At 49.1% G+C, this 12,558-nt stretch carries 10 protein-coding genes; 7 read left to right on the forward strand and 3 right to left on the reverse strand.

Annotation, left to right across the window (positions count from 1 at the left end; genetic code table 11):
• Positions 1–116: 116 nt before the first annotated feature.
• Positions 117–1,100, forward strand: a complete 984-nt coding sequence (locus CAP50_RS06375) for an ion transporter (protein WP_100749413.1) — start codon at positions 117–119, stop codon at positions 1,098–1,100.
• Positions 1,101–1,270: 170 nt separating this feature from the next.
• Here CAP50_RS06375 and CAP50_RS06380 read toward each other — a convergent pair whose 3' ends face one another.
• The 3 genes from CAP50_RS06380 to CAP50_RS06390 all read right to left on the reverse strand — a co-directional run bounded on the left by CAP50_RS06380 (position 1,271) and on the right by CAP50_RS06390 (position 6,105).
• The gene (locus CAP50_RS06380) at positions 1,271–1,918 is read right to left on the reverse strand and encodes a TerD family protein (RefSeq protein WP_075102129.1); all 648 of its coding nucleotides are present in this window, start codon (positions 1,916–1,918) and stop codon (positions 1,271–1,273) included.
• Positions 1,919–2,007: 89 nt separating this feature from the next.
• On the reverse strand, positions 2,008–3,123 hold the full coding sequence (locus CAP50_RS06385) for a helix-turn-helix transcriptional regulator (RefSeq protein ID WP_100749414.1): 1,116 nt from the start codon (positions 3,121–3,123) through the stop codon (positions 2,008–2,010).
• A 210-nt stretch (positions 3,124–3,333) separates the two neighbouring features.
• Entirely contained in the window at positions 3,334–6,105 is a 2,772-nt protein-coding gene (locus CAP50_RS06390) for an ATP-binding protein (protein WP_100749415.1), read from the reverse strand.
• A gap of 317 nt (positions 6,106–6,422) precedes the next feature.
• Between CAP50_RS06390 and rsmG the strand changes: the two genes are divergently transcribed.
• The 6 genes from rsmG (at position 6,423) to msbA (ending at position 12,519) form a co-directional block, all read left to right on the forward strand.
• Entirely contained in the window at positions 6,423–7,139 is a 717-nt protein-coding gene (gene rsmG / locus CAP50_RS06395) for a 16S rRNA (guanine(527)-N(7))-methyltransferase RsmG (protein ID WP_100749416.1), read from the forward strand.
• Between the two features lie 163 nt (positions 7,140–7,302).
• Entirely contained in the window at positions 7,303–8,082 is a 780-nt protein-coding gene (locus tag CAP50_RS06400) for a ParA family protein (protein WP_100749417.1), read from the forward strand.
• A gap of 117 nt (positions 8,083–8,199) precedes the next feature.
• Positions 8,200–9,333, forward strand: coding sequence for a ParB/RepB/Spo0J family partition protein (locus CAP50_RS06405; RefSeq protein ID WP_075102124.1), 1,134 nt, complete (start codon positions 8,200–8,202; stop codon positions 9,331–9,333).
• A 52-nt stretch (positions 9,334–9,385) separates the two neighbouring features.
• The gene (locus CAP50_RS06410) at positions 9,386–10,117 is read left to right on the forward strand and encodes a MotA/TolQ/ExbB proton channel family protein (RefSeq protein ID WP_241900677.1); all 732 of its coding nucleotides are present in this window, start codon (positions 9,386–9,388) and stop codon (positions 10,115–10,117) included.
• Between the two features lie 78 nt (positions 10,118–10,195).
• Complete coding sequence (locus tag CAP50_RS06415) at positions 10,196–10,627, forward strand: ExbD/TolR family protein (RefSeq protein ID WP_100749418.1); 432 nt, start codon at positions 10,196–10,198, stop codon at positions 10,625–10,627.
• A 104-nt stretch (positions 10,628–10,731) separates the two neighbouring features.
• Positions 10,732–12,519 carry a lipid A export permease/ATP-binding protein MsbA gene (gene msbA / locus CAP50_RS06420; RefSeq protein ID WP_100749419.1) on the forward strand — a complete coding sequence of 596 codons (1,788 nt, stop codon included), beginning with the start codon at positions 10,732–10,734 and terminating at the stop codon, positions 12,517–12,519.
• Positions 12,520–12,558: the final 39 nt, after the last annotated feature.

The raw sequence follows: 12,558 nt of genomic DNA on the forward strand, positions 1-12,558 counted from the left end.
GCCGATCGACGCCTTTTAGGTCAGCTTGGGCATTATGGTGGTCACGGTGATGTTTTTTGCGGCAATGGCGATTTATTTTATTTATCCACGCGCGGGTTTTACCGCATAAGGTCAGCATGCTATTCCAATCTATACGGCGCTTGCGTTTTTTTGTTTATGATATTTTGCAAAACGATGAGCATGACACTCGGTTTAGCCGTTATGTGGACTACTTCCTGATTTTTTTGATCATGACCAATGTCGCCGCTGTGATTGCCGAGTCTGTAGACAACTGGTATTACCCTTATCAAGACTATTTTATTTGGTTTGAAAATTTCTCTATCGTTATTTTTTCTATCGAGTATTTGTTGCGTCTGTGGAGTGTGGCCGAAGCCAAACCAGATAATACCACTTGGCGTCAGCGCTGGGAGTGGCTCAAAAGCCCGTCGGCGATGATCGATTTGATTGCAATCGTCCCTGCCTTTTTAAACTTCTTTGTCTCTATTGACTTACGCTTCTTGCGTATCTTGCGTCTATTTCGGATTCTGAAACTCACCCGCTACTTTGCCTCTATGCGTATCTTGCTGGTGGTCATTAGTAAAGAAAAAGGCTCGTTTCAAGCGGTTATCTTTATATTGATTATCATGATTGTCACCGCCTCTAGCGGGATTTATTTGGTCGAAAATCACGCACAGCCAGATGAGTTTGAGTCGATACCGAAGGCGATGTGGTGGGCGGTGGTGACGCTGACGACTGTCGGCTATGGTGATGTCACACCGATCACCAATGCAGGCAAGATATTGGGTGCCGTCATTACCATATTGGGTGTGGGTCTGGCGGCATTGCCAGCTGGTATTTTGGCGACTGGTTTGGCCAATGAGCTGGCTCAGCGCCGCGAGGAGTTAGAGCAGCATTTTCGTGAGCAGCTGATTGACAGTGATTTTGATTTGGTGCAAAACCAGATGATGATTGACAAGATTCGCCGTGAGCTCGGGCTGGATAAGGAGCAGGCGCAAAATATCGTTTTACAAGTACTGCGTGAGCAAGAGCTTGAGCGCCGCGAAAGAGAGGTGAAAAGGCGGCAAAAGAATTACTGCCCGCACTGCGGCGAGCCGTTATAGAGCAGTGCACTACTCAACACGCCCTAGTCTTTTTTATCCGTTTTGTGTTTGAGAGGTTTTTACAGCTTTATTTCGACAGCTTCATTCCTGCGATTTCATTTTTATGGTCTCATTTTCTGGTTTTAATGGCTGCAGTCAAACGCTGTGGCTGATTTCTCTTTATAGGCTTTTTATAGACCTTGAGGGATAGGAAGGGCGCGCGCCAGTTCATAGGCGACTTGCTGCGCGGCTGTGGCCAAATCCTCTGCTGCCAGTGGTAAGTTTTGCAAAGTTAGATGCCAGTCATCTACTTCTCGGCGCAAATGAGCGACCCAAAGTGTTTGGCAGTCGCGTGGCAGCTGTTTGAGATTGACTTCAAAACAGCGATTGCCTTCATCATCACTCAGGTGTATCTCGCCTTTTTTGACTCGAGAAAAAGGATGGCCGTGATAAGAGTTGGCCATCATGGCGATATGGGTGATATGCGCAGGAATTTTGTCTAAATACAGTCTGATCTGCTCTTGATCAAGCGGTGCCAAATACATGGCCTGCTCACCGCGATCTTTGCCATTTAAGCTATCGCCTTGATGGCGTACCGACTCCGCTTTGTCTCGCAGCTGCTTAAACCAAACGATATCGCTGATGGTACAATTGTCATCGTATAACGCGCACGCGATGTCGATATCTATCGCGCCTTGGTTTTTTTTAAAACGTTTTAGCAGTCCCTTTGGCTCAATTCTGGTAAATTCGTAGTTTAGCGCAAAAAACAAAGTCCCCGCATCTAAGCCTAGTCCTCTTAAGCTGTCGGAAAGTAGTGGCGATGGGGTTGTGGTCGACATAGTGTTCCTTTTACAATGGTTCGAGTTGCAATGGTTCGAGGATGTTATCGTGGTTTGAGTCTGTAACGCTTAAGACAAAATAACACCAGTTAATCAGGCTTATTATCAGTGGCGTTATTGGCGCTGTTATCCAAGACGGCTCGATATAGCAGCTCGGGATGAGCATTGAGCAGGCCACTACCAAAGCCGCGTAACCACCAAACCAGCTGTGAGGTTAGGTTGACCGTGGCTTTGATGGTTAGGGTGTCGTCATCATTGACGGTGACGACTTGATCGTCACTAAGCTTACTTTCTGTCAGACTCTTGCCAGCTTGTTTGGTGAATTGTAGCTCAATGGCCGTGTTTTTGCCACGCTCAGGTAGCTCGCCAAACAACGGATGACTAAAGCCCATACTGCCTGCCTCCAAATAGGTATCAAGCTGAAAATCCTCTGGCGTTTGTGCCGGACTCTCTAAAATCTCAACGCTATCAAACCGGTGCAGAGCAAAGGTGCGAATGATGGCTTCTGGGTCATCGGTACGGGTCGCTAATAAATAGATAATCACGCCGCGCTGAATGATGGCAATGGGGTTTAGCGTATATTCGCTGGCCTCATTTTTGTTGCTACGGGTGTAGCAGGCTTTGACCTGCAATTGATAAAAAAGCGCGTGATACAGATTGTCTTTGCTCTCGAGGTCAATGTGCGGGGCGATTAAGGGCTGAGTAGCAGGCTCAATGCGTACTCGGTCGATCCAAGAGTGCGTGACTTTACTGTTTTTTAGCTGTCGTCTTGCTAAATCAAACCAAGGAAACAGCTCGTCTAAAATCACGGGCGGTAATAGCTGGGTGAGATTGGCCTCTACCATATTAAAAGCCACCGCTTGTGATAGATTCATATGCGGTAGGCTGTGTAGCGGGGCATCGTCACGCCAGCGCCAGCCTTGCGGGTTGGCGTTGTTTTTTTCGATGGGAAAGCGTTTGGACAAGGCGTTTAGGTCGCGCTGTACGGTGCGCAGACTGATGTCAAATCCTGCAAGTTTGAGCTGCTCGTAAATGTGCGTCGTTCCCACCCAGCGATTGCGCTGTAGCTGTGAGAGTACTTGCCACTGCCGCGCCGTGGTTGCCGCGCCATGACGATTATTATGATGAGTCTCTGCAGCAGGGGCATCGGTGCTCGTGCGCTGCTCGTCTATTCGCTCATCTGTGTGGGTATGATGTACAGTCATTCAGAGATAACCTTTATGAAGTCGTAAATCAATGTCGCAATCGATATGGATATTTTAATGCTGGTATTTTAACGAGTTCGTCGCGGGTTATCATGGCAGAAAAGCAGCTTGACGTCTATCTTGACATCTATGTTGTGTCTATCATTGATGAGCAGCGCATGATAAACGACGGTAGCAGGTCGTCAGTCCATGATCTGATGCCTGTCACCATCAGGGCTGGGCGATATCAGGCGACTCATCAGCTGTCGTGATATCCGCGCTTGAGTGGCCGTCATTGCCTTTTTTGCCCTTATCCTCTTGACGTTGACGTCTTTTTTTCTTGTCTTTTTTCTTTTTTGCCTTGCGCTTTTTTTGGCTGGTTTGCTTGGCATCTTTGTCCTCAATATCGTCATCGACGTTTTGGTTTTCGTCCCACAGCAGTAAGCGATTTAATACTTTGCCAAACAACGTGTCTTTACGATAGCGGCCTTTTTTATTCATGGTGTCGATAGGCAGTCCTGTCATCAGTGTCAACGCCTCACTTAAGCTCTGCACTCCATAGATATGAAACTTACCAGCTTTGACCGCAGCGATGATGTCGTCACGCAGCATCAGCTGCTGGACGTTGGCAATAGGGATGACCACGCCTTGCTGGCCTGTCAGTTCTTGCTCGCGGCAAGCATCAAAAAATCCAGCGATTTTAGCGTTGATACCACCGACAGCTTGTACCTCGCCTAATTGGTTCATGGAACCAGTAATGGCTAAGGACTGATCGATTGGCACATCGGCTAAGGCTGAGAGCAGCGCGCAGCCTTCGCTGACTGTGGCGCTATCACCATCGATCTGCGCGTAGCTTTGCTCAAAAGCAAGTGAGGCACTAAAGTTAAGGGCGTGGTGTTGACTAAACAGCGCCCGCAAATAGCTGGTCATAATCAGCATACCCTTAGCATGCAGACTACCGCCCAAATCCACATCGCGCTCGATATCGAGAATCTCACCTGCGCCGATGTTGGGTTGAATGACGGCGGTGAGGCGTGCTGGCATGCCAAACTCGCTATCGGCATAACTGACCACGGTCAGGGCGTTGACTTGCCCGACCGCATGACCTTGGGTTTGAATGAGCTGCTGGCCGTTTTTTAGCTCATCCCAATATAAGTCGCGCAGATACCCTGAGCGCTCGTCCATATCGTCAATGGCTTGCATGACATGATGGGCATCAACGATATGCTGGCCATCTAGGCGCGCATGACGATCAGACTCGTGCAGCAGTTTGATCAATAAGTCGCTGTGTAAGCTTAAGCGGTCTTGGTCTTCGGCTTGTAAGCTCAAATGCTCAAGCAGCGCCGCCTGTGCATTGCGATCAAATGGATAAAGGCTAGCATGATCGATGATATCAGCCATTTTTGCCACCAATGCCAACTCGTGCTCAGGGCTGCGCGTCACATCGTCGTGGAAGTCGGCACGCACCTTAAAGACGGCATCAAACTCAGGCTCGAGCTCCAAAAGCTCGTAATATAGGTCAGCTTCGCCCAGCAAAATCACCTTGACATCAAGGTCAATGGGAGACGGTGCAAGCGATAGGCTACCTGTCAAAGTCAGCATTTGCTCAAGGCTAGAGAGTTTGATTTTGCGTGATTGCAGAGCGCGTTTGAGACCTTGCCAAGCATAAGGATGCTCAAGTAAATGACTGGCCTCCAACAACAGATAACCGCCATTGGCACGGTGTAGAGCGCCCGCTCGAATCATACTGACGTCAGTGGTGACTGTGCCCAACTGGGTGATTTGCTCGACATGTCCCAATAGGTTTAGATGCGTCGGCAAATCCTCAAAGACCACAGGTGAACCACTGTCTGGCGCGTGACTGACGATGACATTGACCGCATAACGACTGGGAGTGGTGGCCAGCGCTGCTGTGACAAACTCTTCATCATCGCCATTGACGATGCGCTCGGCATGCGTGACCATATCTGCAGATACGGCTTTTAGGTAATCGACGACTTGTGGCTGAGCTGCAAACTGCTGATAAACTGGGGCAAATAACGGCTGTAGTGCACGGCGTGCAATGTCACGATGCAGCGCTTCGATGGCGTCATTGGCTTCGTCTTCTAATTGCTCTAGTGCGACGGTGAGCTGACTTAGGCGCTTTTGCATGTGGTTTTTTTGTACGAAGTTGTCGAGCTCGGTTTCGTACTCGTCATCGCCATAGCTGTCTTCGTCTTGCTTGCCACGACGATGCGCCGTCTCATTGGGCTTGGCCGCGGATTGCGGATTATCGGATCTAGGGCTGGCGGGAGTGTGCTCAGCGGCGGTATCGGCGGCGCTGCTACTCTCCGTTGGCAGCTGACTCGGATGGACAAACACCGCTTTGTTATCAAACGAGCGAAACGTCAAAGCCAAGTCGTATTGCTTGCCTTCGGCATTGAGCACATCATAAGCCTGACTTTCTTTTTGATGGGTGGCGTTTTTGATGGCTTCTATTTTGCTTTGGTATTGATCACTGCGAAAACGCTGACTGAGGCGTTTTTTGGCTTGCTGCCACAATTGACTCACCTGCTGCTGCAATATCTCTGCTTGTCCAGCAGGTAGGGATAATGCTTGCGGCGTACGGGGATCAGCGAAGTTATGCACATAGACCCAGTCATCAGGCGTTGATGCATCGGCGGCGATGCGAGTCAATAAACGGCTGATGACCGTACGTTTGCCCAAACCGTTTTCGCCTGCGGCAAACACATGATAGCCACTGGCTTTGATGTCTAGGGCAGTTTGCAATGCTTTTAGCGCTCGCTGCTGGCCAAAGCCCACGTCCAAATCAGGGGCAGATCGGGTGTCGCTTGGCAGTGCCGCAGGATCGCTATAGCGCTTCAATTGCGCAGCGCTTAGGTGGCAGTGCTGCTTCACTTCTAAAAAACGTGGATGCAGCTGCGTTACCTTTTTTGCGTGTTTTGTCTGTTCTTTGGTGGTGTCTATTGCTGGGTCGGTCAGCTGAGTCGAGGGTGTTACCATATCATTAGTGTCTTGTTTGGTCGCGTTTTTGATGATTGGGAAGTGTTGCTATGAGGCGGTTTGATTATCGGTGTCTAGGATGCGGCCTTTAAAAATGAGCGATTGGTTTTTTAGTATATTTCATCATAAAGCCGCGGTATTTGCTGCGTATGATAGCAGTAAACCCCCAGCGGTTTGCTATGATTAAAGAACAATAAGCCTCAAAGACTGCGCAGATAGTATAAGATGTCTCACATTGGGGCAATCTGCAACTATTCAATACGCGGAGTGCGTGATAAAATAGACGGTTCACATGTCAAAACTGGATAATGCGCCTTATGTCAGCTTCTGCCAAAAAAACCTCACCATCTACCAGCGTGGATCATGCCGCTATCGATCCGGCCGGCTTTGTTAAACTTGGCACACAGCTGCCAGCACTGGCCGATACGTTGGCACAAGCGATCAATGAGCTGGGTTTGTCTTTGAGTGAGACGCAGCAGCGCACGCTATTATTGTACTTAGATCAGCTTTTATTGTGGAATAAGGCGTATAATCTCACCGCCATCACTGATCCCAAAGAAGCACTGATCAAGCATGTGATTGATTGTTTGGCTATTATACCGCATTTGCCGTCAGGGTCACTGTTAGATATCGGTACAGGGGCAGGGCTGCCAGCCGTTATTATCGCGATTTGCCAGCCTGAGCGCGCTTGCACAGCCTTAGACAGCAATCAGAAAAAAATTCGCTTTATCAAACAAATCAGTAGTGAGCTTGGCCTACATAATATGCAGCCTATTGCCTCTCGTATCGAGGCGCATGAGGCCAGCTATGAGGTGGTGACCTCGCGGGCCTTTGCCAGCCTGATTGATTTTGTCCACGTGGCACAGCCAAGACTGGCCGCAGAGGGGTGCTTGTGTGCGATGAAGGGCAAAGCGCCAAGCGATGAAGAGCTGCAAGCGCTCGAGCACGACTGGCGTATCGACACCATAAAGTTAACAGTGCCACGTTTACATGATAGTCGTCATTTGATTGAATTGTCTGCTAAAAATGTCTAAGCTATGAGCCCGTGCGGTCGTGAAACATCGTTTACCTTGATATCCAAATAGCATATATTGACGAGTATCAAGGCTGCAGGGTGTTGTGATTGCAAGCGATGTCTGCAAGCATCAGTAAAACATAGAATAATAGTAATAGATCCTAATAAAATTGAGTGAGTGTATGGAAATCATAGCAATTGCCAATCAAAAAGGCGGCGTGGGTAAAACCACGACGGCGGTAAATTTGACCGCCAGCTTGGCTGCTAAGCGCAAGCGTGTCCTGCTGATTGACCTAGACCCACAAGGCAATGCGACCAGTGGTACAGGTGTCGATAAAAACGAGCTGTCCTTGACCATCGCTGATGTGCTGCTCGATGGCGTCTCGCTGGCTGATGTGATTGTCTCAAGTCCTGCTGGGTTTGACGTGATTGGTGCCAACCGAGATTTGGCAGGTATGGACATCACTTTGATGAACAAAACAGACAGTCATGAGCTGTTTAAAAATGCCATGGCAGCGCTGGTAGAGCAGCAAGCCGCTACCAACACACCGTCTTATGATTATGTGATTATCGATTGCGCGCCGAGTTTGAATTTATTGACAATCAATGCTTTGGTGGCAACTGATGGCGTGATTATTCCGATGCAATGCGAATACTATGCGCTAGAAGGGCTGGCCGACTTGTCGCAGACTATTGAGCGTTTAACGGAGCTCAATCCAAATCTCTATATACGCGGCGTCGTAAGAACCCTATATGATGCACGTAACACACTCGCACGCGATGTCTCAGCCGAGCTTGAGGCGCATTTTGGCGATATCATGTACAAAACCCACATTCCCAGAAACATTCGTCTGGCAGAGGCACCTGCCCATGGTCTGCCGGTGATTGCGTATGAGAGGTGGTCAAAAGGGTCGCGCGCTTACCAAAAACTGGCCGCTGAAGTGATTAAGCAAAGTGCCTAAAAACGCGGCGTGGCCAGCGTTAGAGTAGATAAGCAGTAACTATCATATTTATAAGTAATGAGTAAGCCGCATTTGTAAAAAATGGGCTTTTATTTTAGTGTTAGAGGATAGGTAATCATGGCGAAAAAGAGAGGGTTGGCGGCCAATCGAGGCTTAGATGCCTTATTAGGGTCAATCAAAAAAGAAAAGCAAATTACCGCCTCTGCCTTGCAAGACGATATGGCTGCGCGTGGCAATGCTGCGCCCGTCGACACGTCAGATACCTCGCCATCAAACACGAACGCAAAAGCGCCTAGTGTCGCGACTCGCTCTGAGCGTACCAATGCTGCTAAAACCCAAACGCGCGCTGCTGATAGCAGTGGCCGAAAATCACGGGCTACAAACAAGGCAGCGGCCAAACCGCGTGCCACAGGTACAGACAACAGTGCGCTTGAAGATCAAATCAGCTTGGTGCAGATCGATGTCAAACGCCTGCAAGCGGGTAAATACCAGCCGCGCCGTGATATGAGTGAAACGGCGCTGGCAGAGTTGGCATCGTCTATCGAGCAGCATGGCGTCATGCAGCCTATCGTGATTCGTCCACTACTGGCCAGTGAAGATAAGAGTGAGGATTTTGTCACGCACGAAATCATCGCAGGTGAGCGGCGCTGGCGTGCGGCCAAGATGGCAGGTAAGCCAGTCATTCCAGCGATTGAACGCGCTTTGTCTGATGAGCTGGCGATTGCGCTAGCATTGATTGAAAACATCCAGCGTGAAGACTTATCCGTGATTGAACAAGCCGCTGCACTGCAGCGCTTTCATACCGAGTTTGGTATGAGCCATGCGATGATCGCTGAGGTAGTCGGTAAGGCGCGTACAACTGTGTCAAACTTGCTGCGTCTCAACCAGCTGCATGACACGGTCAAAGATCATTTGGCCAACAATGCGCTTGATATGGGGCATGCGCGTACCCTGTTGGCGCTCTCTTCTGAGCAGCAGCCGATCATCGCCCAAAAGATCATCGATGGCGGCATGACGGTACGCGAAGCTGAGAAACTGGTAAAATCTATCCTCCAGCCTGCGCCAAAAGTCAGCCGCGCTGAGCAAGTGCAATCACGTGACGTCGAGCGTTTGACCCAGCGCCTGACAGATATGCTCGGCGCTGAAGTAAAGCTTAAGCACAAAAAAGACGGGCAGGGCAGTGTCGAGATATTTTTTCATAGTCAAGACCAGCTGGCCGCTTTGATCAAACAGATAGAAGCGCAGGCTTAACAAGCGCCATCTTTATAACAACTATTTAAAAAAAATATAAAAGAGAAGCAATATGTGGGAGTTGGTAAAGGCAGGTGGTTGGTTGATGACGCCGATTGTGTTGTGCTCAATTTTGGCATTGGTCATCATTATCGAGCGTAGTCATACCTTACAGTTTAACAAAATCGTTCCAAGCAGGCTGCGTGAGCAGCTAATCACACGCTTGCGTGAAAACGGTGATATCGGCCGCACTCAGCTGATGAACGTTAAAGAAAAAACCCCATTAGGCGATATCCTAGCGACAGGGCTGCTCTATCGCCAATATGGGCTAGACTCGATGACCATGCACATGCAAAACCGTGCCAGTGTGCAAATCCATCAGTTAGAAAAAAACATCAATATGCTCGGCACCATCGGCGCGATTGCCCCACTGCTTGGGCTATTGGGTACTGTACTGGGTATTATTTCATCGTTTTTGGCGATTACTGATGGCGCGATGCAGGACCCGACGATGCTAGCTGCTGGGGTATCACAAGCACTGATAACCACAGCTGCAGGGATGATTGTGGCCATCCCTGCACTGGTGGCCTATCGCTATTTTCAGCGCCGTATCATTGATATCAATGCACAGTTTGAGACCCAAGCGGGTTTGATGATTCAAGAGCTATACGACTATCACCTGTTAGCAGATAGTAATCTGGCGGATATGCGTCAGTTTCCTTCTGCTGCAGTAGAGGGCGCGGCAGACTCAGCGCCTGCTATGCATGGGTTAGAGGTCAATGCTGAAGCAGCCATGACCTCATAATCTGCGTCAGTGGTTATCAGTATTCTACGTTATCAGTATTCTACCAAGTGTGGTATTGAGTCAATTAAAGAGAATGGTATGCGCTTTAGAAAACCGACGGTCGAGCCCCTTGAAATCAATCTGACACCGATGATTGATTGTTTATTATTCCTAATCGTGTTTTTGTTGTTGGCCACCTCGTTCAATCATTTTAGCCGTTTAAATATCATTCTCCCTGAGGCAGAAGGGGTGGCGCTGACAGAGCAAAACAGTACCATCGAAGTGGCAGTGCAAGAAGATGGCAATTATCTTGTCAATGGCATCACACTTGCGAGCAGCAATGAAGCGGAGCTGACCAGTATGCTTCAGCAAGAAGCCGGCAGCAATCGTGAGATGCTCTTTGTCATCGCGGCAGATGCCAATGCCACGCACCAATCAGTCGTGCGTGTGATGGATGTCGCTGGCAAAATGGGGTTTTTGAACCTAAATATCAGTACGGTTGTGCCGCTTGGCCAATCGTTACCGCAATAATATATGGCCTGCTCGATGCCGCACTTATCTGTACAGCTGTAGTTCTGTGAAGGTGCAGTATAGATGCAGTCCATTCATGTTATGACACCCAAATTGAGGCTTTTATGAGCCAAGCTTATTCATCAAACGCTAAAAAACCGTCTGCAAAAAAACAGTCGGCTGCGCCCTCAGGTACGCCAAAATACCAGACATTGCTGCGGCTGCTACGCTATCTTAAGCCGTACTGGTGGGCGTTGCTGCTGACGGTTGTGGGGTTTGCGATCAATGCGGCAACCGAGATTTGGATTGCCAAACTGCTGCAATACATCACTGATGCCATCAATCAAAATGACCAAAGTAAGCAAGATTTGTTTCCACTGCTTATTATTGGTCTGTTCTTTGTTCGCGGTGTGGGTAGCTTTTTGGGTAACTATTACTCCGCGTTGGTGTCGCGCAACTTGGTGTATGAGCTGCGTGTGGAGGTGTTTAATAAGCTGCTGCGTTTGCCGAGTGCGTTTTATTTGGCCAATCCGGCTGGCACTATCTCCTCAAAGCTGATATTTGACGTCGAGCAAGTCACCGCTGCCAGTACCGACTCGATGAAAACGGTGTTGCGAGATGGTTTGACTGTGATTGGTCTGATTGGGTTTTTGCTTTATAGTAATTGGCGTTTGACCTTGATTTTGTTTGTGGTGTTGCCGCCCATATTATGGCTGATTCGCATCGCATCCAAGCGTTATCTCAAGTTGTCAAAAGGCATCCAAGAAACCATGGGGGATGTCAGTCATATCACCAATGAAGTCATCGGTGGCTATCAGGTGGTCAAAAACTACGGCGGCCAAGCTTACGAAGCCGAGCGTTTTGATAAAACCTCCAAAAAGAACCTGCGCCAAGGTATGAAGGTCGTCGTGACCAACAGTATCAATACCCCAGCGGTACAGCTGCTGATGGCCATGGCGATGTCGGTGGTGGTTTGGCTGGCCCTTAGACCATCGGTAATCGACAATATCTCTGCCGGTGAGTTTATCTCGTATATCGCCGCGGCAGGACTGCTCAGTAAGCCGGTTCGATCCCTGACCGATGTCAATCAAAAATTGCAAAAAGGCATTGCCGCGGGTGAGTCCATCTTTGCGCTACTTGATGAGCCAGAAGAAAAAGACACCGGCACAGTCAGCCCAGCGTTGTCTGGGGAGATATCTCTGGACAATATCAGTTTGGTGTATCCCGATTCGACCGTAGCGCTGCGCGACTTTACGCTGGATGTGCGAGCAGGGGAGACGGTAGCCTTGGTAGGGCGCAGCGGCGCTGGTAAGTCTTCATTGGTCAACTTGTTGACGCGTACCTTGTCGACCTCCTCGGGGCAGATTACCTTGGATGGACGGCCGATTGAGGATATCAAACTTGAGAGTCTGCGCGCGCAGATTGCGATGGTCAATCAGCAGGTGGTGCTATTTAATACCACTGTTTTTAATAACATCGCTTATGGCAGTTTGGCCAATAAAAGCCAAGCAGAGGTAGAAAAAGCAGCCAAAGATGCGTTTGCTCATGATTTTATTATGAAGCTACCAAATGGCTATCAAAGCGAAATCGGTGCGGAAGGTCTGCAGCTGTCAGGTGGTCAGCGTCAGCGTTTGTCTATCGCTCGGGCACTGCTAAAAGACGCACCGATTCTTATACTAGATGAGGCGACCAGCGCGCTGGACAATGAGTCAGAGTACTATATCCAGCAGGCACTTGATAATGTTATGAAAGACCGGACGACATTGGTCATTGCTCATCGATTGACGACCATTGAGTCCGCTGATCGTATCGCAGTCTTAGATGGTGGTCAGCTTGTAGAGCTGGGCACCCATGATGAGCTGATGCAAAAGCAAGGTCATTATGCCCAGATGTATGCCCGCGATTTTGAGTAGCCATTGGTGCGTGCAAAGCTTCAAATCAACGAATAAGTG

The organism is Psychrobacter sp. L7, assembly GCF_002810365.1.
GTDB lineage: Bacteria > Pseudomonadota > Gammaproteobacteria > Pseudomonadales > Moraxellaceae > Psychrobacter > Psychrobacter celer.

Excerpts from the sequence above, each read along its gene's own strand:
- CAP50_RS06375 (WP_100749413.1), top strand. The coding sequence starts at position 117 with ATGCTATTCCAATCTATACGGCGCTTGCGTTTTTTTGTTTATGATATT.
- CAP50_RS06380 (WP_075102129.1), bottom strand. The coding sequence starts at position 1,918 with ATGTCGACCACAACCCCATCGCCACTACTTTCCGACAGCTTAAGAGGA.
- CAP50_RS06385 (WP_100749414.1), bottom strand. The coding sequence starts at position 3,123 with ATGACTGTACATCATACCCACACAGATGAGCGAATAGACGAGCAGCGC.
- CAP50_RS06390 (WP_100749415.1), bottom strand. The coding sequence starts at position 6,105 with ATGGTAACACCCTCGACTCAGCTGACCGACCCAGCAATAGACACCACC.
- rsmG (WP_100749416.1), top strand. The coding sequence starts at position 6,423 with ATGTCAGCTTCTGCCAAAAAAACCTCACCATCTACCAGCGTGGATCAT.
- CAP50_RS06400 (WP_100749417.1), top strand. The coding sequence starts at position 7,303 with ATGGAAATCATAGCAATTGCCAATCAAAAAGGCGGCGTGGGTAAAACC.
- CAP50_RS06405 (WP_075102124.1), top strand. The coding sequence starts at position 8,200 with ATGGCGAAAAAGAGAGGGTTGGCGGCCAATCGAGGCTTAGATGCCTTA.
- CAP50_RS06410 (WP_241900677.1), top strand. The coding sequence starts at position 9,386 with ATGTGGGAGTTGGTAAAGGCAGGTGGTTGGTTGATGACGCCGATTGTG.
- CAP50_RS06415 (WP_100749418.1), top strand. The coding sequence starts at position 10,196 with ATGCGCTTTAGAAAACCGACGGTCGAGCCCCTTGAAATCAATCTGACA.
- msbA (WP_100749419.1), top strand. The coding sequence starts at position 10,732 with ATGAGCCAAGCTTATTCATCAAACGCTAAAAAACCGTCTGCAAAAAAA.